The organism is Marinifilum sp. D714 (assembly GCF_030851345.1).
Lineage (GTDB): Bacteria > Bacteroidota > Bacteroidia > Bacteroidales > Marinifilaceae > Marinifilum.
Map to the genome: position 1 here is coordinate 1 of NZ_JALPNU010000037.1, position 25,897 is coordinate 25,897.

At 33.9% G+C, this 25,897-nt stretch carries 25 protein-coding genes and 1 tRNA gene; 21 read left to right on the forward strand and 5 right to left on the reverse strand.

Features of this window, described 5'->3' with window-relative positions; all coding sequences use genetic code 11:
- Nucleotides 1–456 precede the first annotated feature (456 nt).
- The 6 genes from M0051_RS18640 to M0051_RS18665 all read left to right on the forward strand — a co-directional run bounded on the left by M0051_RS18640 (nt 457) and on the right by M0051_RS18665 (nt 5,090).
- Complete coding sequence (locus M0051_RS18640) at nt 457–1,650, forward strand: PQQ-binding-like beta-propeller repeat protein (protein ID WP_306743081.1); 1,194 nt, start codon at nt 457–459, stop codon at nt 1,648–1,650.
- A gap of 66 nt (nt 1,651–1,716) precedes the next feature.
- On the forward strand, nt 1,717–2,508 hold the full coding sequence (locus tag M0051_RS18645) for a hypothetical protein (protein ID WP_306743083.1): 792 nt from the start codon (nt 1,717–1,719) through the stop codon (nt 2,506–2,508).
- 93 nt (nt 2,509–2,601) lie between these two features.
- Nucleotides 2,602–3,393, forward strand: coding sequence for an AraC family transcriptional regulator (locus M0051_RS18650; RefSeq protein WP_306743084.1), 792 nt, complete (start codon nt 2,602–2,604; stop codon nt 3,391–3,393).
- Nucleotides 3,394–3,466: 73 nt separating this feature from the next.
- Nucleotides 3,467–3,856: a VOC family protein gene (locus M0051_RS18655; RefSeq protein WP_306743085.1), complete on the forward strand. Its 390-nt coding sequence runs from the start codon at nt 3,467–3,469 to the stop codon at nt 3,854–3,856.
- Nucleotides 3,857–3,861: 5 nt separating this feature from the next.
- A complete protein-coding gene (locus M0051_RS18660; protein WP_306743086.1) occupies nt 3,862–4,524 on the forward strand; it encodes an HAD family phosphatase in 663 nt (220 codons plus the stop codon).
- Nucleotides 4,525–4,592: 68 nt separating this feature from the next.
- Nucleotides 4,593–5,090: a redoxin family protein gene (locus tag M0051_RS18665; RefSeq protein ID WP_306743087.1), complete on the forward strand. Its 498-nt coding sequence runs from the start codon at nt 4,593–4,595 to the stop codon at nt 5,088–5,090.
- 158 nt (nt 5,091–5,248) lie between these two features.
- On the opposite strand, the gene M0051_RS18670 is transcribed toward M0051_RS18665, so the two are convergent.
- Nucleotides 5,249–6,526 (reverse strand): KamA family radical SAM protein, encoded by a 1,278-nt coding sequence (locus M0051_RS18670; protein WP_306743088.1) that lies wholly within the window; start codon nt 6,524–6,526, stop codon nt 5,249–5,251.
- Nucleotides 6,527–7,009: 483 nt separating this feature from the next.
- Here M0051_RS18670 and M0051_RS18675 point away from each other — a divergent pair, with 483 nt between their 5' ends.
- From M0051_RS18675 to M0051_RS18690, 4 genes are all read left to right on the forward strand, one after another.
- Nucleotides 7,010–8,266, forward strand: a complete 1,257-nt coding sequence (locus M0051_RS18675; protein ID WP_306743089.1) for a peptidase U32 family protein — start codon at nt 7,010–7,012, stop codon at nt 8,264–8,266.
- A 48-nt stretch (nt 8,267–8,314) separates the two neighbouring features.
- A complete protein-coding gene (locus M0051_RS18680) occupies nt 8,315–8,818 on the forward strand; it encodes a TlpA disulfide reductase family protein (RefSeq protein ID WP_306743090.1) in 504 nt (167 codons plus the stop codon).
- A gap of 3 nt (nt 8,819–8,821) precedes the next feature.
- Nucleotides 8,822–9,616 (forward strand): DUF2797 domain-containing protein, encoded by a 795-nt coding sequence (locus tag M0051_RS18685; protein WP_306743091.1) that lies wholly within the window; start codon nt 8,822–8,824, stop codon nt 9,614–9,616.
- A gap of 109 nt (nt 9,617–9,725) precedes the next feature.
- Complete coding sequence (locus tag M0051_RS18690) at nt 9,726–10,742, forward strand: branched-chain amino acid aminotransferase (RefSeq protein ID WP_306743092.1); 1,017 nt, start codon at nt 9,726–9,728, stop codon at nt 10,740–10,742.
- Between the two features lie 161 nt (nt 10,743–10,903).
- Here the strand turns inward: M0051_RS18690 and M0051_RS18695 are convergent, their stop codons facing one another.
- Together M0051_RS18695 and M0051_RS18700 are read right to left on the reverse strand one after the other, a co-directional pair.
- Nucleotides 10,904–12,127, reverse strand: a complete 1,224-nt coding sequence (locus M0051_RS18695) for a PLP-dependent aminotransferase family protein (protein WP_306743093.1) — start codon at nt 12,125–12,127, stop codon at nt 10,904–10,906.
- Between the two features lie 165 nt (nt 12,128–12,292).
- A complete protein-coding gene (locus M0051_RS18700) occupies nt 12,293–13,798 on the reverse strand; it encodes an adenylate/guanylate cyclase domain-containing protein (protein ID WP_306743094.1) in 1,506 nt (501 codons plus the stop codon).
- Nucleotides 13,799–13,991: 193 nt separating this feature from the next.
- Between M0051_RS18700 and M0051_RS18705 the strand changes: the two genes are divergently transcribed.
- The 11 genes from M0051_RS18705 to M0051_RS19825 all read left to right on the forward strand — a co-directional run bounded on the left by M0051_RS18705 (nt 13,992) and on the right by M0051_RS19825 (nt 23,811).
- Nucleotides 13,992–14,819, forward strand: coding sequence for a universal stress protein (locus tag M0051_RS18705; RefSeq protein WP_306743095.1), 828 nt, complete (start codon nt 13,992–13,994; stop codon nt 14,817–14,819).
- A gap of 79 nt (nt 14,820–14,898) precedes the next feature.
- Nucleotides 14,899–15,480, forward strand: coding sequence for a non-canonical purine NTP diphosphatase (locus tag M0051_RS18710; RefSeq protein ID WP_306743096.1), 582 nt, complete (start codon nt 14,899–14,901; stop codon nt 15,478–15,480).
- Nucleotides 15,481–15,489: 9 nt separating this feature from the next.
- Nucleotides 15,490–17,745, forward strand: a complete 2,256-nt coding sequence (locus M0051_RS18715) for a T9SS type A sorting domain-containing protein (RefSeq protein WP_306743097.1) — start codon at nt 15,490–15,492, stop codon at nt 17,743–17,745.
- A gap of 6 nt (nt 17,746–17,751) precedes the next feature.
- Nucleotides 17,752–18,483, forward strand: coding sequence for a DNA repair protein RecO (gene recO, locus M0051_RS18720; RefSeq protein WP_306743098.1), 732 nt, complete (start codon nt 17,752–17,754; stop codon nt 18,481–18,483).
- A gap of 71 nt (nt 18,484–18,554) precedes the next feature.
- Nucleotides 18,555–18,626: transfer RNA gene (locus M0051_RS18725), tRNA-Arg, on the forward strand.
- 453 nt (nt 18,627–19,079) lie between these two features.
- Complete coding sequence (locus tag M0051_RS18730) at nt 19,080–19,865, forward strand: SDR family oxidoreductase (protein WP_306743099.1); 786 nt, start codon at nt 19,080–19,082, stop codon at nt 19,863–19,865.
- A complete protein-coding gene (locus M0051_RS18735; RefSeq protein WP_306743100.1) occupies nt 19,865–20,836 on the forward strand; it encodes an NAD-dependent epimerase/dehydratase family protein in 972 nt (323 codons plus the stop codon). Before M0051_RS18730 ends, M0051_RS18735 begins: the two co-directional genes overlap by 1 nt.
- A gap of 380 nt (nt 20,837–21,216) precedes the next feature.
- Nucleotides 21,217–21,495, forward strand: coding sequence for a hypothetical protein (locus M0051_RS18740; RefSeq protein ID WP_306743101.1), 279 nt, complete (start codon nt 21,217–21,219; stop codon nt 21,493–21,495).
- Between the two features lie 135 nt (nt 21,496–21,630).
- Nucleotides 21,631–22,338, forward strand: coding sequence for a HAMP domain-containing sensor histidine kinase (locus tag M0051_RS18745; RefSeq protein WP_306743102.1), 708 nt, complete (start codon nt 21,631–21,633; stop codon nt 22,336–22,338).
- Between the two features lie 532 nt (nt 22,339–22,870).
- On the forward strand, nt 22,871–23,155 hold the full coding sequence (locus M0051_RS18750) for a hypothetical protein (RefSeq protein ID WP_306743103.1): 285 nt from the start codon (nt 22,871–22,873) through the stop codon (nt 23,153–23,155).
- A gap of 272 nt (nt 23,156–23,427) precedes the next feature.
- On the forward strand, nt 23,428–23,811 hold the full coding sequence (locus tag M0051_RS19825) for a type II CAAX prenyl endopeptidase Rce1 family protein (RefSeq protein ID WP_373568324.1): 384 nt from the start codon (nt 23,428–23,430) through the stop codon (nt 23,809–23,811).
- Here M0051_RS19825 and M0051_RS19830 read toward each other — a convergent pair.
- Together M0051_RS19830 and M0051_RS18755 are read right to left on the reverse strand one after the other, a co-directional pair.
- On the reverse strand, nt 23,808–24,530 hold the full coding sequence (locus M0051_RS19830) for a DUF6320 domain-containing protein (protein WP_373568323.1): 723 nt from the start codon (nt 24,528–24,530) through the stop codon (nt 23,808–23,810). The genes M0051_RS19825 and M0051_RS19830 overlap by 4 nt on opposite strands.
- Nucleotides 24,531–24,533: 3 nt before the next feature.
- On the reverse strand, nt 24,534–25,814 hold the full coding sequence (locus M0051_RS18755) for a hypothetical protein (RefSeq protein WP_306743104.1): 1,281 nt from the start codon (nt 25,812–25,814) through the stop codon (nt 24,534–24,536).
- Nucleotides 25,815–25,897 lie beyond the last annotated feature (83 nt).

The window sequence follows — 25,897 nt, forward strand, 5'->3', positions numbered from 1 at the left end:
ACCTAAAGTTATTTCCGATTTTTTTCTTGAGCTAATTTTGGGCTCCGAAAAAATCAGAATAACTTTAGTTACACACTTTATGGGATACTACTATATTTTGATGATTTTGTTAAGACTAAGGATTTATTTTTATTTCTAGGTACGTCGCAAGTTCATCACTTTGTGTCTCATAATCCTTTCATGATTATTGGTACTTTTTATCCAAAGTTAGAAAAGCAATTAAAACTTTTCTAAGAGTTTAATATTTCGAAAAGGTGTTTTCAAAAACTTCCTACCAACGAATCTTAGCGAATATCCTAATTCGAAAGAAATCAAAGTCAATCATAAAGCATCATTATGATCCGCGTCTAAATCATTCTTCACAATGGCTAACTGCCAGTTCAAAATAAAATTCATTTTCACATAGGGTATTCTTACATTAAATGATCATATATTATAAACTAATAATATTGACTCATGAAAATGATATGCAAATTTGTTCCACTAGGTTTACTGTTTTTAATAATTTCTTACGGGGTTTATGGACAGAGTCAATTGCTATGGGATTTCTCTACCCAAGCTGGCATTTATTCGTCTCCTACAATCGATGAATCCACATTATACATTGGAAGCAATGATTCATGTTTATATGCCTTAAATAAAAGAAATGGTAGTTTGAAATGGAAATTTAAAACAAGAGGAGAAATTAAATCTCAACCATTATTGCACAAAGGATCTGTGATTTTTAATAGTACCGATGGATTAGTGTATTCCATTGACAAAAACAATGCGAAGAAACAATGGATCTTTAGAACAGAAGGAGAAAAAAGGCTGGATATGTGGGACTATTACTTATCATCTCCAGTATATGCAAACAATAAAATATTTGTTGGTAGTGGAGATGGGCATATTTATGCGATAGATCCAAATAATGGAGAATTAATATGGAAATACAAAACAAAGGGAATTATTCATGCAAGTCCTGTGGTTCATAAAGAGACTGTTTATGTAGGTGGTTTTGATGGGTTCTTTTATGCCTTAAATTCTGAAAATGGTGAATTGGTTTGGAAGTTTAAGACGATTGGAGCTACTTATTTTCCAAAAGGTGAAATTCAGCGGGGAGCTGCTATTTACAAGAATTCTGTAATCTTTGGAAGTAGGGATTATAATGTTTATTCACTCAATCTGGAAACAGGAAGAGGAATGTGGAATATGAAAGAAAAAGGAAGCTGGGTTATTGCACCGCCATTTATCTTAGATGATTTGGTGTATTTTGGTACTTCAGATTCTCACAGATTTTTTGGATTATCGGCTAAAACAGGCCATGAAAAGCACTCTTTTCATGTAAATATGAGAATATATGGTAAGGCGATAGTATTCGATAATGAAATTTATTTTGGGTGCTTCAATGGCAAATTATATAAACTCAATCAATCGAAGGAGAAATTAGAACAAGTATTTCAAACTCATGGGAGTAAGAAAAATTACTATAATGTGTACAACGAGACAGATAAATTTAGAAGTGATTTTAAATTATATGGAAAGAACTTTAAAGAATCGGAGAATACAATTCTTGAGTTGGGTGCAATTCTATCAACCCCAGTAATAGAAAACGGAATAGCATACTTTGGTGATACAAATGGAGTTTTTTATGCCTATAAACTGAAATAAAATTCATTTTCCTATAGGGTATTCTTACATTTAATTATCATACTAATACATACTAAACACAAAATGATGAAGAGACTACCTATTATTCTGATCGTTCTGGGGGTATTCCTGGTATCTTGTCAGCAAAAGACTACAAAAAATGATACATCTAAAGTATCTGAAACGGAAAAGAAAATCGAGTATCCCAAAGTTGTGGAGTTTCCATCTTTGGATTCTTTGAAAATAACAGCTCACCTATACCAAATTGATGAAACATCGCCATTCATTTTGCTTTGTCATCAGGCAAGGTTCAATAAGTTCGAGTATTCTGGAATTGCTGAGAAATTGAACGAAATGGGCTTTAATTGTATGGCCATTGATCAGCGTTCTGGTGGTCCTATTGGGAAGATGCAGAATGAAACCTACTTGCGTGCCCTTATAAAAGGCTTGGACTTTGATTATTTGAATGCAGAGCCAGATATCCGCGCAGCCATTAAATATGTGAGCCAGAATTATTCGGAGAAGGTAATTCTTTGGGGATCGAGTTATTCGTCCACATTAGCGCTCTATTTGGCTATTGATATGGATGAGGTATCAACAGTGATCTCTTTTAGTCCAGGAAATTACATGGCAGATCACAAAGGTTCTTTAATCGATAAGTTGGAAGGATTTGAAAAGCCAATGTTTATTACCAGTTCGAATTATGAAGCCAAATACGTAAAAGAATTATTAGAAAAGCATAAAATGGTAGAAAAGCAGGTGCATTTTATTCCTCAAGGTCCGGGGCATCATGGTTCGCGTGCGCTTTGGATCAATCAGCAAGGAGGAGAGGAATACTGGACTGCAATTACCGCATTTCTACATGATATAAAGAATTAGTTAGGGTTAGTGGTTTATTAAACACAGACTTGATAGGGAATGGCATTGTGCTGTTCCCTTTTTGTTTTTAAAATCAAGGTATATTTGTAGGCGATGTTAGATATCCGAACATATCAACCCAAACAGTATTCCGATTTAATAGAACGAATTTGGGTGTTTGAGTCTGGAGATGAAGCTACTAATATGCTGGTTCCACCAAGTCAGTACATGCAATTACTTGTTCCATTGGAAGGTTCTAAGTACAATTGGAATGGCAGTCCCAATGGCAAGAATATGCTTGAAGGCATTAGTTTGCAGACCCATTGTGTGCATTATCCTGCAGGAACAAAACTTTTGGGCATTCGCTTTTATCCATTCGGAGCATATCCTTTTCTGCAATACGAAGGAAAGGATTTACTAAATCAAATGATGGAGGTATCACTTCCAGAAAAACCAACGCTTGAAGCCGTGAATGATGAGGGATTGTTGAATGAAGTCTATCATTTGCTTCATGTGCTTTACGATGATCTTTCCTATCAAAGAATTAAACCCCTAAAAGATTATTACCAGACTGTTCGATGGAGTGAGGACTCCATGTCAATTGAAGAGTATTGCAAATTGAATGGTACAAATTATACGACCTTAAACCGAAAGTTTTACATTATTACAGGATTAAGTACCAAAAAGTTTGAACGTCTTGTAAAGTTCCGTAAATCGCTATGTAATTTAATTGACGGTAAGGACAATCTTACCGAGATCGGAGCTTATGCTGGTTATTTTGACCAGGCTCATTTTATACGTGAATTCAAATTGTTTCTTCATTGTACTCCGTCTACCTACCAATCCTTAATCCAATCGGCTGATAAGGAAACCCAAATCATTAATTACAATTTCAGATTATTTTAAGTGCTTAAAATATACAATTCTGCTTGCTGGAAGCAGTATAGATTTGTCTTTTGAAATATAAAATCAAAAAGACATGAGAATAGAACATTTGGCAATTTGGACTCGTGATTTGGAATCTATGAAATCCTTCTATATGAAGTATTTTAAGATGACTTGCAGCAAAAAGTATCACAATAAAAAGAAAGGATTTACTTCTTATTTTTTATCCTTTGAGGGTGAAAAAAGCAGAATAGAGTTGATGCATAGGGATGATATTACCAAAGAAAGTAATGATAGGGAGAGTTGTTTGGGATTTGCTCATTTCGCGATATCGGTAGGAGGCAAAGAAAAGGTTGATGAATTGACTGAACTTTTGCGAGCAGATCGATACAGAATAGTTGGAGAGCCCAGAACAACAGGTGACGGTTACTACGAAAGTGTTGTGTTGGATTGTGAGGGAAATCGTGTGGAAATAACGGAATAGTCAAGATGGGAATAAAGAATATTGTATTTGATTTTGGTGGAGTACTGATCGATTGGAATCCACGTTATTTGTATCGTAAAGTGTTTGGTAATGAGAATGATTTGGAGAAATTTTTAAAAGAGGTGTGTCATGCTGAATGGAATCAACATTTGGATGCTGGTATTGCCTTTGATGAAGCAATTGCAGAGCGGGTGAAAAAGTTTCCTCATTACGAAAAAGAAATCAGTAGATATCAAAATGATTGGATAGAGATGATAGGAGGTGAGATAAAGGAAAATACAAGTTTAATTCCTGTGTTAGGACAAAACTATCAGTTGTATGGCTTGACAAATTGGTCTGCAGAAACCTTTCCTTTGGTTTACTCTCGATTTGAATTCTTTAAAGAATTGAGAGGAATAGTGGTGTCAGGAGAAGAGAAAATAGTGAAACCAGATGAAGAAATATTCAACTTATTGTTAGAGAGATATGGACTGAAAGCTGAGGAGTCTATTTTTATAGATGATAATAAAGATAATATAAAAGCAGCCAATAAGTTAGGTTTTATAACGATTCATTTAAAAGAAGGTATAGATTTGATTCATGAATTAAGAAAATTTGGCATTTCAACTGATCGCAAAAAAAAGAAATCCATTTCTGTTCATCGATATTTCGTTGGTATCAACTTTTAATGGCTTTTGTAAAAGGATTTTATTTCCTCAAACACAAATTGTAACTTAAAGTGTCTTAATCGCATACCATGAAATACTTACTGCTTTTTTCATTATTATTGATTTCTTTTTCATGCAGCCATCCTGTTGATGAGAAAAGAATTATCGATTCGGAGAAATTCGATGAGATCATCTCAAAAAAGGACAAAACACTGGTATACATTTGGACTACCTGGTGTAGTGGCTGCAGAAAGAGTCTGGAGAAAACATTGCCTAAGTTGATACAAGACATCAATGAGGAAGAGTACCAATTGTTACTGATTACAGTAAGTAAAAACAGGGTAGAGGTTGACTCCTTGGTAGAGGCAAGTGGTTTACACAACAATTCCTATTTCCTGGACTTTATCGGTCCTGATAAAGGCAAGTTTCAATCCATTGGTATCAGGCAGTTTCTTAACTCCAACTTCCCTAATGATAAGATCTACACAGGAGGTATTCCAGTCTTTTTTTTGGTAAGCAGAGATAAAGAGGTTCTGATTAAGAAACTTCCACATTCTTATGATGAGGTAATGGAGATTCTGAAATAAAAACTCCAAGCTTTAAATCTCAAACAATTGATTCAAATTTTAGATCATATAGAATAAGTCGATAATTGACTGATTCACTTTACTACTATCAGACTTTCATCAACAAAAAAGACCCATCAGAAAATCTGACAGGTCTTGAAATAAAATATCTTAATGACCTAAGCCTCTTCGTAGAAAAATTTATCAGCAAAAGCTGGTTTCAAATCATCCAACCAAAGTGCTTTAGGATCATATTTTGCAAAGAACGGACGTCCGACCCAATCAGAGTTTCTTCCCTGAATAAAGTTCAGAACGTAAACTTTTTCACCATTAACTTCGCTAACGCCAGCAACTTGCACTTTTCCAGGATCGGCCGACATACTTGGTCCGCGAACTGTACGACATACACCGCTAACCTGGGCGTAAGCCTTGCGGAATATATTCCAAGCTTCTTCAAGTGTTACAGCAAAATATTCTTGAGCACCAGTTTCGCGTGCAATAAACATGTAGTAAGGTACCATGCCCCAATCTACTTGCTTTCTCCACATGCGAGCCCACATATCAGCATCAAAGTTCAAATGCTTCATTAATGGTGATTGAGTACGAATTACAGCACCTGTGGCACGAATGTTTTTAACAGCTTGTTCTACAGCTTCAGTACTCATTTCGTTAATGTGATTGAAATGAGCCATAATCGATAAGTTCAAGCCATTGTCATGAATCTTTTTGAATACATCCAACAATTGTTGAGCATCATCATCTCTAGTGTAGCGATATGGCCAGTAACCTAATGTTTTGGTTCCAATACGAATTGTTTTTAGGTTTGGAATCTCAGCAGCAATAATGGCATCGATATATTGTTCAAATACTTTCGATTTCATTACCATTGGATCTCCACCAGTAAACAACAAGTCGGTAATTGATGGATTTTGACGCAAGTACTCAATGATTAAATCAACCTGCTTCATGGCAAATTTCAGCTCATCGATACCTGTGAACTGTGGCCAACGGAAACAGAAAGTACAGTATGCATGACATGTTTGTCCCTGAGAAGGGAAAAACAACATGGTTTCGTCGTATTTGTGCTGAATACCAACCAATTTTTCACCGTTTAATTCAGGAACGTTGTGAACTTGTCCTGCCGGATTAGGATTCAATTCCATTCGAATTTGGTTGGCAGCTTTGGTAATTTCAGGACGAGAAGCACCGCGTCTTAATAATTCAGCCATTCTATTGTAGTGCTCAGCTGAAAGCATATCTTTTTGAGGGAAAGTCAGGATATAAATCGGATCATTCTCGAAATTGTCCCAATCGATCAACTCATCAACTACATAATTGTTTGCTTTAAAAGGAAGTACCTCTCCAACAACTTCAATATCAAAAATCTGTTCTTCGCTCAGTTTATTAATCTGAGGAATATTCTTAAAGGTCTTCAGTGTGTAAGCTCTATACTTCATAGGCTAATATCTGGTTTTGATGTTTTAACAAGTAAGCGCGCGTAAACGCGATTACTCCCCCTGGTTGTAATTATTTACTCAAAATCAAGCTATTAGGATATGGTAGCGCAGATGTATGTGTGTAACTCATCAGAGTTAATGGCTACAAATGAGATTCCCCATGTTCAAGTTAGGGAAAAATGGGGACATTTTCCATATAAACTGTTCATTGTCAGATGTAAAGGAAGGCTAATATCCCAGTGTATCAAATAGCTGTGGCACAAATGTATAATATTTAAAAATTTTAAACAAGCTTGTAGGAGAGTTAAGTATTTGTATTAGTGGTAGATTTAACTTTATGCACTCTCTAATTTATATTGCAGGAATGAGTGATAAAGATTACTTTTGCTGAGGATCAGGAAGAAGGCATGATTGGGCTAAATAAATAATTTAACAGCTTAAATATGCATTCTAAATAAGTATTTTTTGCATATCTGGAATTGAATGAAAAGAAGTGATATAGAATTAATGGCGCCGGTAGGTTCATATGAATCTTTAATGGCGGCCATACAAGGGGGAGCTAACTCGATATACTTTGGCATTGAGCAATTGAACATGCGTTCAAGGTCGGCAAATAACTTTGGATTTGAAGATCTAAAAAAAATTGCCAATATCTGTAAAGAGAACAATGTGAAATCTTACCTTACCGTTAACACGGTATTGTTCGATCATGATATTAAGTTGATGTATAAAATTGTTGATGCTGCCAAGGAAAGCGGTGTAACTGCAATTATTGCATCGGATGTTTCGGCAATAATGTACGCACGATCGATTGATGTTGAGGTACATATATCGACTCAATGTAATATTACCAATATTGAAGCGCTTAAATTTTACGCGCAATTTGCTGATGTTGTGGTTTTGGCTCGTGAGTTGGATTTGAACCAGGTAAAAGCCATTTACGATCAGATTGTTGAGCAGGATATCAGAGGTCCTAAAGGTGAATTGGTGCAGATTGAAATGTTTGCTCATGGAGCTTTGTGTATGGCAGTTTCGGGTAAGTGCTACCTAAGTTTGCACGAGAAGAACTCGTCAGCAAATCGTGGAGCATGTATGCAAACGTGTAGAAAAGCTTATACAGTAACGGAAAAAGAATCGGGTAATGAATTGGAAATTGACAATGAATACATCATGTCGCCCAAAGACTTGTGTACCATAGGATTTGTAAATAAAATGCTTGATGCAGGCGTTCGAGTTTTGAAATTCGAAGGTCGTGCTCGTTCTCCAGAGTATGTAAAAACCGTAGTAGGTTGTTACAACGAAGCGGTTGATTCTTACCTTGATGAATCTTACAATAAAGAGAAGATTGATGCTTGGATGGAGCGTTTGTCTACAGTATTCAACCGTGGATTTTGGAATGGATATTACCTGGGACAAAAACTGGGAGAGTGGAGCAACGAATATGGAAACCGTGCTACCAAGCGTAAAGTGCTTATTGGTAAAGGCACAAACTATTTTACCAAGATTAAGGTCGCTGAATTTTTGTTGGAATCCAACGAACTTGCTGTTGGGGATAATATCCTGATTACGGGACCTACAACCGGTGTGGTTGAAACTACTATAAAAGAAATTAGGGTAGACCTTAAACCTGTAGAAAAAGCAATAAAAGGAGATAGCTTCTCGATTGCTTTGGATACCATGATTCGTCGTTCAGACAAATTGTACAAGGTTGTTGAGGTAACCAATGATTTGATACAATAATAAATAATTTAAAGACGTACGGCTGTGCGTCTCTAACAATGGCTAAATATGAATAAAATTGTTCTAACTTTTATTGCTTTGTTTGCTGCGCTATCTCTTACGGCAAGCGATTTTAAAGGATCATTATTAAAAAATGGAGATAAAGTACCAGAGTTTACTGTTACTACTCTAGATGGGAAAGAAGTTTCGATAAAGGATTTGAAAGGAAAAGTGATTCTGATCAACTTTTTTGCAACCTGGTGTGGACCTTGTATGAAAGAGTTGCCAGAGGTTCAAAAACAATTGTGGCCAAAATTTAAGGATGAAAATTTTGCAATGGTTTCAATTGGTCGCGAACATACAAAGGATGAGTTAACTAAGTGGAACCAGAAAAAAGGGTTTACCTTCCCAATTGCACCGGATCCAAAGCGCGAAGTTTATTCGAAATTTGCCAGTCAGTACATTCCTCGTAACTTTATTGTCGATAAAACAGGAAAGATCATTTGGCAAGGGGTTGGATTCGATCAAAAAGAGTTGGAACAAATGATCAAAACCATTCAGGAAAACTTATAATCCATGCAAGGAAATATTAGAAAAATGCGTACCAATTTAGGGGAACAAGTGCAGTATCAATTGCCTATTGGTGATGATTTAACTGAAATGAACTCACTAATTGGTAAGAAGATCAGTTTGAAGTTTTTGGATCAGATCAATTGTATCCATTGTGGCAAGAAAACCAAAACATCCTTTTCACAAGGATATTGTTATTCATGCTTTACCACTTTGCCTCAAACCGATCCCAGCATTGTTCGTCCTGAGTTGGATTTATCTTATTTGGGAATTTCCCGTGATATGGAATGGGCAAAAAAGAATTCACTTACGCCTCATTACGTTTATCTGGCTTATTCTGGCAATTTAAAAGTTGGTGTTACCAGAGAATCGCAAGTACCAACTCGTTGGATGGATCAGGGAGCTAGCAAGGCCATAAAGCTCGCTAAAACTCCCAATAGACATATAGCTGGTGTCATGGAAGTGGCTTTAAAGGAATATTTTTCTGATAAGACCAACTGGCGCGAAATGCTAAAACAGGATGGTACTACAGATATTGACCTATTAGAGGAAAAAAAGAAAGCGGCTGATAAGCTTCATCCAGAATTGAAACAATATTTATGTGGCGAGGATGAAATCTACAGCATCAACTATCCTGTCGATGAGTTGCCTAAAAAAATTACCAGCTTCGGTTTTGATAAAACAAAAGAGTTTGAAGGAGTTTTGAAAGGGATAAAAGGTCAATACTTGATCTTCGAAGGTGGGAAAGTTATAAATATTCGTAAACACAACGGATATCTTATCGAATTGAAAGTAATTTGATAAAAAATGTAAGAAATTGTAGGTAAAAAGAGTAAATTTCTTAATACATTTGTGTAGACTTGAAAAACTTAAAGAAACAAAAACACTAATCGCTAAATTCATATCTGAAATGGAAAACATTAACTGGAAAGAATTTGGTTTTGGTTATACTAAAACTGATTACAATGTTCGTTGTCACTATCGTGATGGAAAATGGGGAGAATTAGAAGTATCTTCTTCTGATCAAATCAATGTTCACATTGCATCAACCGGATTGCACTACGGACAACAAGCATTCGAAGGCTTAAAAGCATTTAAAGGTCCTGATGGAAAAGTTAGAGTTTTCCGCATTGACGAAAATGGTAAACGTCTGCAAAGCTCATCTCATGGTATTATGATGGCTGAAATGCCTTTGGATTTATTCCGTGAGGCTGTAATCAAAGCTATCAAATTGAATGAAAGATGGATTCCTCCTTATGAATCAGGAGCTTCTCTATACATTCGTCCGGTATTATTTGGTAACGGTGCTCAGGTTGGAGTAAAGGCTTCAGAAGAATATACTTTCGCAGTATTTGTAATGCCTGTTGGACCATATTTTAAAGAAGGATTTAAACCAACTGACTATGTGATTTATCGTGAATACGATCGTGCTGCTCCTCAAGGAACAGGTATCTATAAAGTTGGTGGTAACTATGCAGCTTCGTTAAGAGGTGGAACAAGAGCTCATGATGAGGGTTTCTCTGCAGTATTATTCCTAGATGCGAAAGAGAAGAAATACATTGATGAGTGTGGTCCGGCTAACTTCTTCGGAATTAAAGACAACACTTACGTTACTCCAAAATCAAATACCATTCTTCCATCTATTACAAACAAGAGTTTGTGTCAAATCGCTGAAGATTTAGGTATGAATGTAGAGCGTCGTCCAATCACTGTTGAAGAATTGGCAGATTTCTCAGAAGCTGGTGCATGTGGTACAGCAGCTGTAATTTCTCCAATCCGTAAAATTGTTGATGCTGATAATAAGATTGACTATAAGTTTGGTGATGAGGCAGGAGAGATTAGCTTTAAGCTATATGAAACTCTTCGCGGCATTCAGTACGGAACTGTTGAAGATAAACACAATTGGAATACAATTGTTGAATTTTAAGAATAAGCAATTGGCTTAAGCCTATTAATTGAAAAAACAAGAGGGAGTTCTAATCGGAACTCCCTCTTTTCTCATTGTAAGGTGAGATTTAGGATTTATAATCTATTAAATGTTTGGTTCAATATGAACTCAAACGATGTTACTAATTTAATGAATTGCTTTTAAATTTCAACTCGATTGTTCATTAATGCTTTAATCGATTCTGCCAGTCGTTCAACGCCAATTCTGTTTTGTTCTTCATCCATAAACGAAAAATTAATTCTCATGGTGTTTTTGCCACTTCCATCGCAGTGGAATACAGAACCAAGAACAAAAGCTACATTTTTTTTGATTGCAATCTTAAAAAGATCTTCTGCATCCATATCTTCTGGCAATTTTAAGAATAAAAATAATCCGCCTTCTGGTTTAGTCCAACTTACACCTTCAGGCATAAAATCTTCAAAAGCTTTCAGCATTACGTCTCTTTTTCGATGATACATTTCGATAATTTTCTTCAAGTTTTTATCGAATAAACCTTCTTCAATGTATTCTGCAACAATCTTTTGTGTGAATGGAGCTGTGCACAAATCAGTTGATTGCTTTGCTTTTACAAATTTATCAATGATTTCCTCGTGGGCAACAACCCAACCAATTCTAAAACCAGGGACAAAGATTTTTGAAAAGGTTCCCAAGCTCATTACTTGCCCTGTATTATCAAGTTCATACATCATTTTTTGGGATTCCCCTTCGAACCTTAATTCTCTATATGGACTATCCTCAATAATTAGAATATTGTATTTTCTTGCTAATTCTATGATTTCCAATCGACGAAATTCTGGCATGGTGATTCCGGCAGGGTTTTGAAAATCAGGAATAACATAGATGAACTTTGGCATTTCATCTTTTTCCTGCATCTTTTTTAATGTTTCTTCCAATAAATCAGATCGCATTCCGAATTCATCAAATTGAATTCCTATTGGAACTCCGCCATAGCTTGAAAATGCGCCTAAACCACCTAAGTAGCTCGGCAATCCACAAATAAATTTGTCGCCTCGGTTTAAAAATATCTTACCAGTCAAATCGAGACCTTGTTGCGATGAAGTCAGGATTACAAGGTTATCTGTATTAATTTGCAGGCCCTGATTTTGATAACGTTTGGTAAGGATCTCACGAAGTTTGCTATCACCTTCTGTTGCACCGTATTGAAGTGCTGAATTTCCTTCCTCATCAAGAATTTTACAGGATATCTTTTTAAGGTCATCAATTGGAAAAGATTTTGGATCGGGTAAACCACCTGCAAACGAAATAATATCATCTCGCTGGGTTAATTTTAACAATTCTCTGATTACCGACCGCTTCATTCCTTTTGCGCTGTCGGAAAGAATATCTTCTAAGTTGGTTATCATTTTAATCTCCCTTTTTGATTAGTTTATGTTGTGATTTTTTGAAAATAAAGCATTTTGCCCACTAATAAATTTACGTTTTTATAGTGGTAAAACCATAGAATTATAAACAAATGGGTTTTTAGAATGACAATTTATAATAAATATGCGTTTAAAACTTTAAAATGATCAAATCAGCTCTCTAAGCTTCTCAAGTTGCTTGTACTTGTTAACATTCCGCATATTTCTGGCTGTTTTTGTAAAATATTGATGATTCTCTATGAATCGAATTTGCAGCCTGTTCCATTCATCAATACTTTTAATTTTGCCATACTCTTTAAGCTCTCGATATAGATTTCCCGAAACAGGAATAAAATCTGTTCTTCCGAGGTAATCCAAATCTGCATCGCACATGATCATCTCCAATAAAGATTCTGGTTGTGGTGGATGCTTGGTATGCATTATTAGATTGGAAACTTCATCAATTTGCTTTTCGGTGTATTTGTATTGGGGAAGGATGTGTCTGGCAAGTTTTACGCCGAACTCCTCATGATCGTTATAAGAAAGAATAAAGCCGGTATCATGGAAAAGTGCTGCGGTTTTAATGATAAGCATTTCAGCTTCCGTGATTCCCTCTTTTCGGCCAATTATCTCAACTTCCGTAATCACATCTATAGTATGTTTCAGATTGTGGTAATACAAATTTTTAGGAAGTTCATTTTCCATTTTTGTAAGAATGGTTTCTTCCAAATCATCATAACGAAGAATCTGAAAGCTTGTGAGGAAATAATCGTTTGGAATTAAGCCTTTCAAATCTGCCGACATATTTGGTAAGAATCCTTTTACAAAGTACATGTCAATGTTTCCTTTGTATTTTACAGGCATTCTTCCGCGATATTCACAAATGAAAAAATCTTTTACCAACATGTATGTCATTCCCGAAATATTAATCTCTCCAACAGCACCGGAAGACTCCATACGACTTGCTGTATTCACTGTATCGCCCCAAATATCGTAACTGATTTTTTTTGTACCAACTACACCGGCAATAACAGGTCCGGTATGAATTCCGATTCTCAACCCCCAAATGGCTTTTTTCCCATCTTTCGAATTGATTTTCATATTATTCATGTATTGCTGAATTTCCAGCGCTGCCAGAATCACCTCAATGGGATTGGTTCTGTTTTTATTTGGAATACCGCCGGCACACATGTAGGCGTCACCAACGGTTTTTATTTTTTCGATATTGTATTTCTCAACAACAGAATCAAAGTGCATGAAGAATTTATCCAATTCATCGATCAGATCTTCTGGATTCATTTGTTCTACAATTTTTGTAAATCCATGAATATCTGAAAATAGTACAGTGACCATTCTAAATCTTCTAGAGCTAACTTTTCCTTTGGATTGTAGTTCTTCGGCTGTTTGTTTGGGTAGGAGATTGGCTAATAGTTTTTCAGCTTTTTCTTTCTTAAAAATTAACTCTTGATTTTTATTGTAAAATTCTCTTTCTAACTCACTTCTTTGTCGTCGAAGTTCAATTCTGAACCAAAGAAAAAGAAACACCACAATGATTGGAAGAAGTAAAGCAAACAGGATTAGATTCTGCGAAAATAAACCAACTTCCACTTGTCCCAATATTCGCAGTATTATACCCGATTTTGCAAGAAGTATGCAGAGAGTGTAATGAGTCATTCCAAATTTATTATTAACCAAATATAAATGATGAGACTAAAAATAGGTAAGAATTTTTAATTATTGGACTGAAACAGAAAATAATCAACAAACTTTAACTGGTGGAATAAATTTGTTGTTTTAACAAAAAATACCTAAATTGATACCAGTTATGTTAATACATATTTTTACTGTTTCCCTTTTAAACTAAACTATGGAAAGTACAAAAAGATCTTTACTTGTAGCATGGGATTTTTCAACCGTTGCTGAATATGCACTTGATCATGCAAGTATTTTTGCGGAAAATGTTGAAGCTGAGGTAATTTTAGTTCATATTGTTAAGAAAGAATCTCAGATAGAGGAAGCCAAAGGCAAGATGACAGAAGCTGTTGAGAAAATCTACAAGGAGAAAAATATCCGACCTGAATTTATTGTTCGTGATGGAAGTATATTTACCACAATAAATGATGTTGCCAAAGAAATGAATGCCATGCTGGTTCTTATGGGGACTCATGGAATTAAAGGCATGCAGAAACTTACAGGAAGTTGGGCCCTAAAAGTAATTGTAGGATCCAGAGTGCCATTTGTCGTTGTTCAGGCTCCTCCGGTTCAGAAGAAATATTCTTCAGTTGTTTTACCAGTAGACTTTAAGAAAGAGAACAAGGAAAAATTAAGTTGGGCAGAATTTTTAGGGAAGTTCTTTAAAGCTAAAATGCGAATTATTACGCCTAAGATGCCTGAAGGGCAGATGTTGCAGAGAACAAAAGCCAATTTGGTTTTTGCTAAAAAATACCTGGAAAGCAGAGGAATCGATTATGAGATTGACACTGCCGATGGAGGCAATGATTTTGCCATGGAAACAGTTGAGTTTGCAAAGAAAATTGATGCAGATATCATATTGATTATGACCACAAAGAATATCTCTTTCCAGGATTATATGCTTGGTGCACACGAACAGTTTGTAATAGCCAATTCGGCTCATATCCCGGTGATGTGTGTAAACCCAAGAACCGATTTATCTAAATACGGTAGTTTTTACTAAAGCTTACCTTATTAATATCTATATTTGAACAACGGTTATTTAGCCGTTGTTTTTTGTTTGATGTAAATAATAAAGTAAGATGAAATTAGTTTTTGCAACCAATAACCTAAATAAATTAAAGGAGTTACAGCAGTTACTTGGTGAGAAAGTTGAATTGTTGAGTTTGAAGGATATCAATTGTAAAGATGAAATTCCGGAAGACTATGAAACTTTGGAAGAGAATGCAACTCAAAAGGCAGAATACATATATAAAAAATACAATGTGAATTGTTTTGCCGATGATACAGGTTTGGAGATAAAATCTCTTAACAACGAGCCTGGTGTATACTCTGCTCGTTATGCAGGAGAAGACAAGGATGCCAAAGCCAATATGAAAAAGGTACTAACAAAACTTGAAGGAATTGAAGATCGATCGGCACGATTTAGAACGGTAATTTCTTTGTTTTTAAATGATAAAGAGTATCAGTTTGAAGGGATAGTTGATGGTGAAATTCTTGAATCTGAGAGAGGAAAAGATGGTTTTGGTTATGATCCAATATTTGAACCTAAGGGGTACAATGTATCATTTGCTGAAATGGAAATGAGCGAAAAAAATAAAATTAGCCATCGAGGTTTGGCTGTTCAGAAATTGGTACAGTTTTTATTGGAATACAAAAACTAATAAGTTGCTATGAGAAAGATTGCTATCCTTTTTGTTTTGATTTTTTACTTTAGCTCAATTCAAGCACAATCTTTTGTGGGCTGGAGTGAGCATTTACCTTATCGTAAAGCCAAACAATTGGTAGCATCTTCTGATCATATCTTCTGTCTCACAGAATCTGGTTTATTTTCCTATTCATTAATTGATAATGAAATAAAGCCATATAGTAAAACAAATACTTTATCTGATTCTGATGTGTCATCGCTGGCCTGGTCCGAAGAAAATGAGACTCTTGTTTTGGGCTATGAAAATGGAAATGTTGATTTATTAAGAAATAATGAGCTTGTAAATATTGATGACATAAAGAATTTTGCTGGTTTTGCTGATAAACAGATCCTATCAATACATGTAAAAAACGATATTGCTTATTTGGGAACAAGTTTTGGTATTGTTGCCGTTAATTTAAGCAAACAAGAAGTTGCTGACACTTATTTGATAGGAGAAAATGGATCGCAAATTCAAGTTAATGATATTATTACAAACGAAGATAGTATTTGGGCAGCAACAGAAAATGGAATTTTTAAAGCCAATTTAAACTCAAGTAACTTAGCCGATTTTAACAATTGGACACGAATTACCTATATTCCAAATCATACAAGAGCCTGTGTTGATTTTAGTATTCTAGATGGAAAAGTGTTTGTTCTGAGGAATTCAATTGGATATGCTAGTGAAATATATCAATTTGGTAGCGAAAATTGGGATAAGTTTTATACAAATGTAGCGCCTATTTATTCAATATCAACTTCTGGTAATGGATTGTATGTTGTTTTAAATGAAGAAGTAAAGAAATTTAATTCTTCAGGCAATGAAGTGGGCAATATTTCAAGTGCTGAAGCAAGTGATTTTAGGGATATTTTAGTTGGGAATGATCGAGTGTTTATTGCTGACCATGAGAAATCGCTTTTAGAACAAACTGGTGGCGAATTCATACAAATTAAGCCTGATGGCCCATTAAGATCGGATATAACATCGGTTTATTCTATTGGAAAGCAAACGTGGGCAAGCGCTGGTCTGGCAAATGAGAGTGTACCTGCTGAGTTGTATCTGTTTTCAAATTCGGAATGGAAAAATTTTACCGAAAGTAATGTTGAGGAATTTAGGGATAAAAAGAATATCACAAGCATTGCTGGAAATCATAGAAGTGAATCGAGAATTTATGCTGGTACAGGGGGCGATGGCATTTTTGAATTTGAAAATGAAGAACTAAAAAATTATTATCACTCTTCAAACTCGCCTCTGGGCAATAATGGAGTTATTTCAATGGATTCTGATGATGAAGGAACATTATGGGTTTTGGATGCCAATTCAGGAAGGAGTATAAAAGCTTTAAGCTACGATAATGAATGGGTTTCTTTGTCGTATAGCAGTTTAGATAATCGTTCGGATTTAAGTAAGATTATTGCACTTCAGAGTGGTGATAAGTGGGTATTAAAAGGTATTGGAAGTTCATTATTTGCCTTTAATGTAAATGGAACAATTGCTAATAATGATGATGATGTAAGCAGTAGCTTTTCTGTGCGTGATGAAAATAATTCCAGTATTAGTTCGCAAATTTATGATATTAAGGAAGATAAATTAGGTAGTGTTTGGGTAGGAACTTCGAGTGGAATAGCAGTTTACTCAGATCCGAGTACCTTATTTAGAGTGGGAGATTTTTATGCTTATCGACCTATTATTACGATAGATGGTTCTACTCAATATTTACTTTCAACCGAGAAAGTTCAATGTATTGAAGTAAATGGAGCAAATCAAAAATGGCTTGGAACAGAAAATTCTGGAGCGTTTCTGGTTTCAGAAAACGGAGATAAACAATTGACTCATTTTAGCACATTGAATAGTCCTTTACCATCAAATAATATCCAAAAAATATCGGTAAATCCGGAAACAGGTGAAATTTTCTTTGTTACTGATAAGGGAATGGTATCCTATAGTGGAAAGGTTACTGAAGGAACGGAGAATTACAACGATTTATACGTGTATCCAAACCCAGTTAGAGAGACTTACAAAGGAGATATTACTGTAAGTGGATTAATGAGTAACTCTACCGTTAAAATTACCAATGTAAGCGGAAACTTGATTTGGGAAGGCAAATCGGAGGGAGACCAATTTATTTGGGATGGAAAAAATTTTAGTGGATCAAGGGTTCATACTGGAGTATATCTGATATTCTGTTCCAATGCTGATGGTTCAAAATCTAAGGTCGTTAAGCTGTTATTCATTAATTAAGCTATTATGCTGCATCAAACCAAAGGCATAGTATTGAATCGAGTCCAGTATGGAGAAACCAGTCTGATTGTTCATGTTTACACCGAAAAGTTTGGTCGTCAATCTTATATGGTGAAAGGTAGTCGATCGAAAAAATCGAAAAGCAAAAGCAATTTGTTCCGACCTTTTTTTCTTTTGGATATGGAAGTGTACCATCGCGATGGGAAAAATATACAATCCCTAAAGGAAGTCAGACTTGCAGAAACATTTAACAGCTTAATTTTCGATGTGCACAAAAGTTCCATTGCTCTTTTTTTAACCGAAATTCTTTCAAAAGTGTTGCGTGAGGAAGAAGCCAACCATGAACTGTTTGTTTTCTTGTACAATAGCATACGTTATCTTGATTTGACAGATGAATCGGTAGAGTTTTTTCACCTCTATTTCTTAACCAAGCTAACTCGCTTTTTGGGTTTTTATCCTCAAGTTAATTGGTCGGCAGAAAAGCCAATGTTCGATATGGACAATGGTAGATTTGTTAATGAGTTAAATTCTCATGGACATTGTCTTGGAAAAGAAGAGAGTGAAATTCTGAATATTTTATTCAACACTTCCATTGATCAATTAAACTTATTGAAAATCAACGCACAACAAATGAGAGTTGTTTTAAGAGGCTTGCTTAATTTTTATGCATTACAAAGTCAAGGGTTTACTTCGCTTAAGTCTCTCTCTGTGATTGAGGAGCTTTTTAATGGTGGCTAATTATTAAATTTTTTTATGCTCTGTTTTGATCTTCCAAGCTGATTAAATACATTTGCAAGACTAAATAAAATGGCCCCATAGTTCAAGGGATAGAATAGTTGTTTCCTAAACAATAGATCCAGGTTCGAGTCCTGGTGGGGTCACAAGTAATTGAAGCTGATATTGTTATCGGCTTTTTTTTGTGTAGTCTTGTTCAGACTTCCCTCAATGCAGTTGTTTTCTACATAAAGCACAAGTAATAAAAAAGTAATATAAGGCTTTTTTAATGCGGTTAACGAATTAAAGAAGTTTATACTACATATAATTTGTTGATTTTATTTAAAATCCCTTAAAAGGCTCTAAGGATTGCTCTGTGTCTTTGAGATAATACAGCCATCATGAACACTTACATATAAAGATGTAAATCAATAATAATCTTCTGATCCTAATATAATTCATAATCAATATTGTAATTTTATAGGTGTTGAATGTCAAGAATATTGCTTTTTGCTGACGTTGAACACTTATTAGTAGATTAAGTATTTTTGAAATTAGAGGTTGATTAAACTAACCTTTCTAAGGATGTATATGCATCGCTCAAATTAAAATATATATATATGAATTTTGCGGTAATTTCAGGAGCGGCAGCAGGTCTAGGTAAATCATTTTCTTATGAACTAGCAAAGATTGGTTATAGTACAATACTTATTGATTTGCCCAACACAGGATTGAAAAATATATGTTTGGAGATTGAAAATAAATTCGATCGTAAATCTTTATACTACGAGACTGATTTAACTCAAATTGAAAATATAGTTGAGATAACAAATGATATTAACAAACGATACAATGTCTCAATTTTAATAAACAATGCAGGCATTGGAGGAACCAAAAGGTTTAACGATGCCGACATCACTTACCTCAATACAATTATCCAATTAAATGTAATGGCGACCACCATTATGACAAAACAGTTGTTTCGAAATTTGAAAAAGCAGGAGAATTCATATGTTCTTAACGTTTCAAGTATGGCTGCGTTTAGTCCGGTTGCCTTCAAAACAGTTTATCCTGCATCAAAAGTATTTGTAAATTACTTTTCTTTAGGTTTATACGAGGAATGTAAAAATTCAAATATTTTTATAAGTGTATTAAATCCCGGACCAATGAAAACTAATCCTGAGGTAACTGAAAGAATAAACAAACAAGGTTTTTTGGGTAAAGTTGGATTATTATCACCCGATAAAGTAGCAAAGATATCAATTAGGCAACTTTTTAAGAGAAACACATTTATAATGCTTAACGGAAACAAGTTTGGATGGTTAATGTTAAAAGCAGTGCCAATATGGTTGAGACTTTCTTTGTTTTCGAAAGCTGTGCGCAGAGAATTAAAACATAAACAATAGTGGACAAAGTATTCGTAACTGGAATAAATGGATTATTGGGTACAAATTTAGCTTTTATGCTTATTGAGCAAGGGTTTTACGTTACTGCTTTAATCCGCAGGAAAAGTAATTTTGTAAAACCTGAACTTAAAAATTTAAGACTTGTTGAGGGTGATTTGTCTGATTTAAATAAGATTATTGATGAAGTAAAAGGCTGTCGGTATGTTGTTCATACAGCTGCAAATACTTCACAAGGATTATTAAAACTTAAGGATTATCACCAGACAAATGTGCAGGGAACTGAAAACATTATCAAAGCTTGTATACAGAACAATATTGAGAAGTTAATTTACATTGGTTCGGCAAATACTTATGGTTATGGCAGCTTAGCTGATCCAGGTAACGAATGTAAGCCCATTAAAGCACCTTTTACAAAATCGCTTTATGCAATTAGCAAAAAACAGGCTCAGGACATTATCGATAAGGAAACCGCAAGGTTGAACATTACAACCATAAGCCCAACTTTTATGCTTGGCGCATATGATACTAAACCAAGTTCTGGGAAAATAATACTATATGCATTAAATAAACGCTTTGTATTTTACCCTTCAGGGGGAAAAAATTTTGTTCACGTCGCTGATGTGGCAAAAGCTATCATAAAGGCATTTGCGCTGAAACAGTCAGGTGAAAAATACATTCTTGCCAACGAAAATTTATCTTATAAGGAGTTCTATAAAAAAATGGTATTTATCAACAGTCAAAAAACAGTATTAATTCGTATTCCCGATTATTTGTTATTGGCTATAGGTTTGATTGGAGATTTATTTAGAATTCTAAAATTTAAAACCAATATATCATTTGTAAATGCAAGAATATTAATAATTAACAACTATTATAACAACAAAAAAGCAAAACAGGATTTGGGTATTAATTTTTCATCTGTTGATAAAGCAATATATGATTCGTTAAATTTTTATAATAATACACTATAGAACTTTGAATCATCTCTGTTATAGGATGTTTTTATGTGTATGCAATATCCAACCCAATAGCTGTATGTTTCTATTATTTACTATTTTATTTGGATATTTCAATAACCTTTAAGAAAAGAGTACGTATACATATTGATAATTCAGTTTAGAATAGGTATAACGAATTGCCTATTATTCTCCTAAGTATGATCTGATCGAATTCCAATCTTAATTGTAAAATTCTGGAAAAATTACCATTATTCCAGGTTTGTGATCTAAAATTGATTACAACCATTTTTGATCTAATGGACATAATTTAAGAATGAGTTTCAGCTTGCCTAAGAAAACGGATTTTCACCCTAAAATAGGTCTAATGAAAAAAGAAACAATTCATACAGGATTTGATTCAAGATGCAGCCTGTCAGGCTAAAGATAAAGAATATATAATCACCGAAGTTGCTAAGGTAGAGCTTAATGAGATGATACGAAGTGGTGTTTGTTCAATGACAATAAAAGATTTATCATCGGTGGATATGAGACAAATTGTTAAAGGTAATTTACAATATTTTATACAAGCCATGACTATAGATTCAAAGCAAAGATTCATGTCAAAACATCTTGAATACAGATCTTATGTCAATGCTAGATTTGAAATTAAATCCCTTTGGCCATTTTATTAGTTGTGAATTCGTTATATATCAGTGTAACAAAATAGGTTTGTACATTTTTAAATGTGGATTTTGTCCTACTTAGGTGAACAATTCGAAGTATGATCTAATTCAATGCATTTTGTAATTAGAACTAGAGATATCGATATGAAAACTAAAAATGAACTTCTTAAAGAGAGGCTGAAATTTATTGCTGAAATAGCACATGAAATAAGGATTCCTCTAGCAGGAATAATAAGTTTTTCGGAACTTTTACTCACCCCAAATTTGGATAGAGGAAAAATTATTATCTATTCCAATTATATAAACACTTGCTCATCTAGCCTGTTAGAATTATTAAATAATTTAATAATTAGATCTAAATTAGAATCACAGGATGGGATTGTTGTTAATGGAATCATAGATTTGAATTTATTTCTAGATGAATCTACAAAGCATTTTAAAATGCAAAGTGAATTATCAAACACTAGTTTGAGTACAGTATATGGACTAAAAGGAGATGCTTCTATAATAATTACTGACTCACTAAAATTGAATGTAATTCTAAACAATCTAATAGGAAATGCAATTAAATTTACGAAAAAAGGGAAAATCAAAATCGGTTATCTTAAGCGACAGAATTTTTTGGAGTTTTATGTTGAGGACTCTGGTATTGGAATTCCTAATGAAGTTAAAAAGAATATATTTATGCCCTTTTATCAAGTAAAGAACAAAGTTAATAGTTCAGGCTTGGGGCTTTCAATTACAAAATCTTTAATAGAATTGTTGGGCGGGGAAATTTGGTTTGCCTCAAAACAAAATGTTGGCACAAAATTTTCATTTACTATACCATATAAGCAAATTATTATGGAATAATACATTTATTTGTTGGATTAGAGTTTAAAGATTAGTTTTATTATCCCATCAAACAATTATTGTCCTTAGTCAATTCCACATCATTAATTTAAATGTATTTAAAGATAATCTTACTTTCATTATTTCTCTTCAAAATTGTTATGGTTTCATGAGTTTAATAGTCAAATTATAACCTCCTTGTGTTTTTTATCTAATTTACTAATTTTCAAAGGGGAGTATATTAGGGTATTTCTCTTGTATGTAATTCTTGCAAAGTCAATGAATATAGTTATTTGAGAAGGGATAGGGGTGCTAAAGAATAGAAAATAATAGTGTTATAAGCTTTTTCATATAGTCCTTTTAGGGTCAAATTTATCCACAAGAATTGTGCAGATATTAAATCACTTATTCAATGCATTCTAATTAAGAATTTTTGGTGCTACTTTGTTATTTTGCACTACCTTACAAAGTATCTTAGTAATTATTTGCAAATCAATAACCTATTGAGATATTGTCCAATGGAATTAGAATTTAAACACTTAAAAGCAGAATTATGATACCAGAAAAATTTAAAAACTATTATACGGGAAAGAATACTCTGTTTTATCCAGAGTATGAATTTATTATTAAGCTTAGTTACCCAAGAGTATTTGTCAAATATAAAATAACAGAAGGTTATTATACTGATTTTGATAAATTTTTTGACAACATAGCTGAAGTACAATATCTTGAAGGTGATAGGCCTCGTGAAATAGACCAGCAACAGATTCTTAATGATATATGGGATTATATCACTATGGAAAAAGGTTCGAATCAAGATGATTATATAGAATCATAAGTCTGCAAATTTGATAGTGTAAATTGAAATATAATAGTCTACAGCACCTGGAGATACTAGCGGTTTTTATAACTGCCATTCTTAAGTTTATCCTTATGGATTGGCTGAATCTTAGAGTATTATATACTGTAGGGGCTATTCTGTTTTGGCTTATTTATATTTTGTACAGAGTAAAAACGAATCCCAAAAGCTTAAATACCTGGGGGTTTAAGAAAGAGCATTTCAAGCAAACAATTATTTATTTGATCCCTTTAGTTTTTATAAGTATTGTAATGTCGGTTATTTATGGGAGTTATAATAGTAAGCTATCTTTTTCATGGCATTTTATTTTGATATTTTTACTTTATCCATGTTGGGGTATTATTCAACAATTTATGATGTTGGGTATTATATCACATAACTTGGAAGCCATTTCAAATGTAAAAATTAACAGGTTTTTAATTATTTTTCTAGTATCAACTTTATTTAGCCTAGTTCATTACCCGAGTTATTTTCTTATGATTTTTACCTTCTTTTTAGAGATGGTGTTTATTACAGTATATCTAAAATGGAGAAATTTGTGGGCTATTGGTCTTGCTCATGGTTGGATTGCAACATTTATATTGTACTTTGTTTTGAATCGCGATCTATGGTCTGAACTCTTTGTACGATTCTAAATATCAAAGAATCTACGCAACTTTATTTCAGCCTTTAGCCTATAATGCACAAATAACAATAATGTTGATATTGGTAACAGACATGATTCTGCAATGATACTCCATCGAAGTTGGATAGTATGTTTAAAATAGAGTGATATAAAAATTTCTGTGCAGATCAAAAATATGCCTATTGCAAAAAATATTATTGCTAAGATGTTAAATCCATGATGTTTTGATATTTTCACAATCCAAAACACTATAACCAAAAGAGCATATAGCGAAATAAGAATAGGTATTCCTAGTTTTATTCCCCAACCCGTATTTGTACTTATCAAATCTAGAAGAATAATTAGAAGAGCATTGGAAAAGAAATTACCCAAGACTAAAAAAATGACTTTGTTACGACTGAATGTGAAACAGCTAATGTTGGCAAAAAGTGCTATGGAGACAACTACATTATATAATGACCAGGAGATTGTTTTGTTTAAAACTAAATTGATAATCATTGTTGCAATACTTCCTGATAATAAGATTATGCCAGATATTTCCCAAAATAGTTTTCGTTTCTGAGCATTTGTCAGGTTCTTACTGCCATTCTGAATTTCACTCTCAAAATTAAATTGTTTTGATTTTGATTCATGAGGGACACTCGGTTTCTCTCCTACGGATAAACCACACAATGGGCAAAAAGTCATATTGGTGTCCAATTCTACACCACAGTAATTGCAATAGCTCATATCCTAAATCTTATTTTTTAGTTTTACATTTATTCCTTGCTGACTAAGAAAGTGAAGGAATTTCTGCTCAAAATCTTTTGATTTGGAAATATTTCCAAAACTCAAAACAAGTTTATTACCATATCCAATAACTCCACAGTTTAATTTAAGCTTTTTATTTGGGGGAGGTGGTGTAACAGCAAAGAAGTCAACTTTATTGCTAATTGAAGGAGGTAAGTCTACTTTTCCCAAATTGGTTACTACTCCGCTGTATTGGTTGGCTCCTTCTGAATAGTATTTTAGATGCAAAACAAGACTTTTTAACCATAGGGGTATTCCTCTGAGTAATATTTTTTTTTCGCTGCCAACATTACGAGAGATTATTTTACTAATGAGTTTTTCGTCTGTTTCCACCTGCATTTTATGATAGACGATTTTGAGTATCTCTTCAAATGAATATTTGCCCAAGCGAAAATCTAATTCGGGCATTACAAAAAGTGAAAAATTACGCATTGTCTTACTTGGGTAAATTTTTCTGAGATTAATAGGAACCTGGATTCGAGCAATATTATTTCTTGGAGATATGCCTTTTCCCTTGCGTTCAAAATAAATGTCTTGCAGAACTAAAAGATAAACCGCGACTAGGTATTCGGTAATGCTTATATCTTTTTCTTGTGTTTTTTGTTGAATTTCCTTTATGGATAAAATGGCGAACAAAACATCAAATCGTGGTTTGCTTCTTAGTTGGAAAGGCAAATGAAATGCCTTAGTTTGTCTTGTAACTGTTGGGATGTTTTCTTTAAAATAGCGATGATATGAATCTTCAATTTCTTCTTTATCGAAATCCGTGGTGAAAAAATGATCTATTTGATTATTACTTATTAATCCTCTCTCTTTAAAATAGTAGATAAGAATTGACTTCAGAAAGATGAACAGGCCGTGGCCATCGGTAAGAATGTGTGAGAACTCAACACTTAGGCGATTTTTAAAGACAAGTACACGCAGCAATAGTTTATTTTCCTTATTCATATCAAAAGCTGTGCAGGGTACATTATCATCAGGCAAAGCTCTTATCGAATCATCAACCTGTTCGAGGTAGTACCAGAAAAAGCCTTTACGTAATTGTACTTTAAAATAATTAAACCTTACTTCGGCCTTTTTAATGGCGTTTAGAAGACTGCTTATGACAATCGGTTCTGTTAATACTGCCGATAACCTCATAACTGTAGTATGCTCCTTGTTACGAATAGCAGGAAATATTTTAGCAGCATTATCTAAAGGACTCCAGAAGGTTTCTTTCTCCATTCAAGTTTTAATTGCATGATTATCTCTTTGGATATTTCGGTGTAATTGTGCCATCTATTTCGGTTATGTTGTGCCACTAAAAA

Coding starts and splice junctions, on each gene's coding strand:
- recO (WP_306743098.1), top strand. CDS start 17,752: ATGCTGCATCAAACCAAAGGCATAGTATTGAATCGAGTCCAGTATGGA.
- M0051_RS18755 (WP_306743104.1), bottom strand. CDS start 25,814: ATGGAGAAAGAAACCTTCTGGAGTCCTTTAGATAATGCTGCTAAAATA.
- M0051_RS18645 (WP_306743083.1), top strand. CDS start 1,717: ATGAAGAGACTACCTATTATTCTGATCGTTCTGGGGGTATTCCTGGTA.
- M0051_RS18640 (WP_306743081.1), top strand. CDS start 457: ATGAAAATGATATGCAAATTTGTTCCACTAGGTTTACTGTTTTTAATA.
- M0051_RS18750 (WP_306743103.1), top strand. CDS start 22,871: ATGATACCAGAAAAATTTAAAAACTATTATACGGGAAAGAATACTCTG.
- M0051_RS18675 (WP_306743089.1), top strand. CDS start 7,010: ATGAAAAGAAGTGATATAGAATTAATGGCGCCGGTAGGTTCATATGAA.
- M0051_RS18655 (WP_306743085.1), top strand. CDS start 3,467: ATGAGAATAGAACATTTGGCAATTTGGACTCGTGATTTGGAATCTATG.
- M0051_RS18710 (WP_306743096.1), top strand. CDS start 14,899: ATGAAATTAGTTTTTGCAACCAATAACCTAAATAAATTAAAGGAGTTA.
- M0051_RS18690 (WP_306743092.1), top strand. CDS start 9,726: ATGGAAAACATTAACTGGAAAGAATTTGGTTTTGGTTATACTAAAACT.
- M0051_RS18650 (WP_306743084.1), top strand. CDS start 2,602: ATGTTAGATATCCGAACATATCAACCCAAACAGTATTCCGATTTAATA.
- M0051_RS18670 (WP_306743088.1), bottom strand. CDS start 6,526: ATGAAGTATAGAGCTTACACACTGAAGACCTTTAAGAATATTCCTCAG.
- M0051_RS18700 (WP_306743094.1), bottom strand. CDS start 13,798: ATGACTCATTACACTCTCTGCATACTTCTTGCAAAATCGGGTATAATA.
- M0051_RS18685 (WP_306743091.1), top strand. CDS start 8,822: ATGCAAGGAAATATTAGAAAAATGCGTACCAATTTAGGGGAACAAGTG.
- M0051_RS18680 (WP_306743090.1), top strand. CDS start 8,315: ATGAATAAAATTGTTCTAACTTTTATTGCTTTGTTTGCTGCGCTATCT.
- M0051_RS18705 (WP_306743095.1), top strand. CDS start 13,992: ATGGAAAGTACAAAAAGATCTTTACTTGTAGCATGGGATTTTTCAACC.
- M0051_RS19825 (WP_373568324.1), top strand. CDS start 23,428: ATGTCGGTTATTTATGGGAGTTATAATAGTAAGCTATCTTTTTCATGG.
- M0051_RS18745 (WP_306743102.1), top strand. CDS start 21,631: ATGAAAACTAAAAATGAACTTCTTAAAGAGAGGCTGAAATTTATTGCT.
- M0051_RS18730 (WP_306743099.1), top strand. CDS start 19,080: ATGAATTTTGCGGTAATTTCAGGAGCGGCAGCAGGTCTAGGTAAATCA.
- M0051_RS19830 (WP_373568323.1), bottom strand. CDS start 24,530: ATGAGCTATTGCAATTACTGTGGTGTAGAATTGGACACCAATATGACT.
- M0051_RS18715 (WP_306743097.1), top strand. CDS start 15,490: ATGAGAAAGATTGCTATCCTTTTTGTTTTGATTTTTTACTTTAGCTCA.
- M0051_RS18660 (WP_306743086.1), top strand. CDS start 3,862: ATGGGAATAAAGAATATTGTATTTGATTTTGGTGGAGTACTGATCGAT.
- M0051_RS18665 (WP_306743087.1), top strand. CDS start 4,593: ATGAAATACTTACTGCTTTTTTCATTATTATTGATTTCTTTTTCATGC.
- M0051_RS18695 (WP_306743093.1), bottom strand. CDS start 12,127: ATGATAACCAACTTAGAAGATATTCTTTCCGACAGCGCAAAAGGAATG.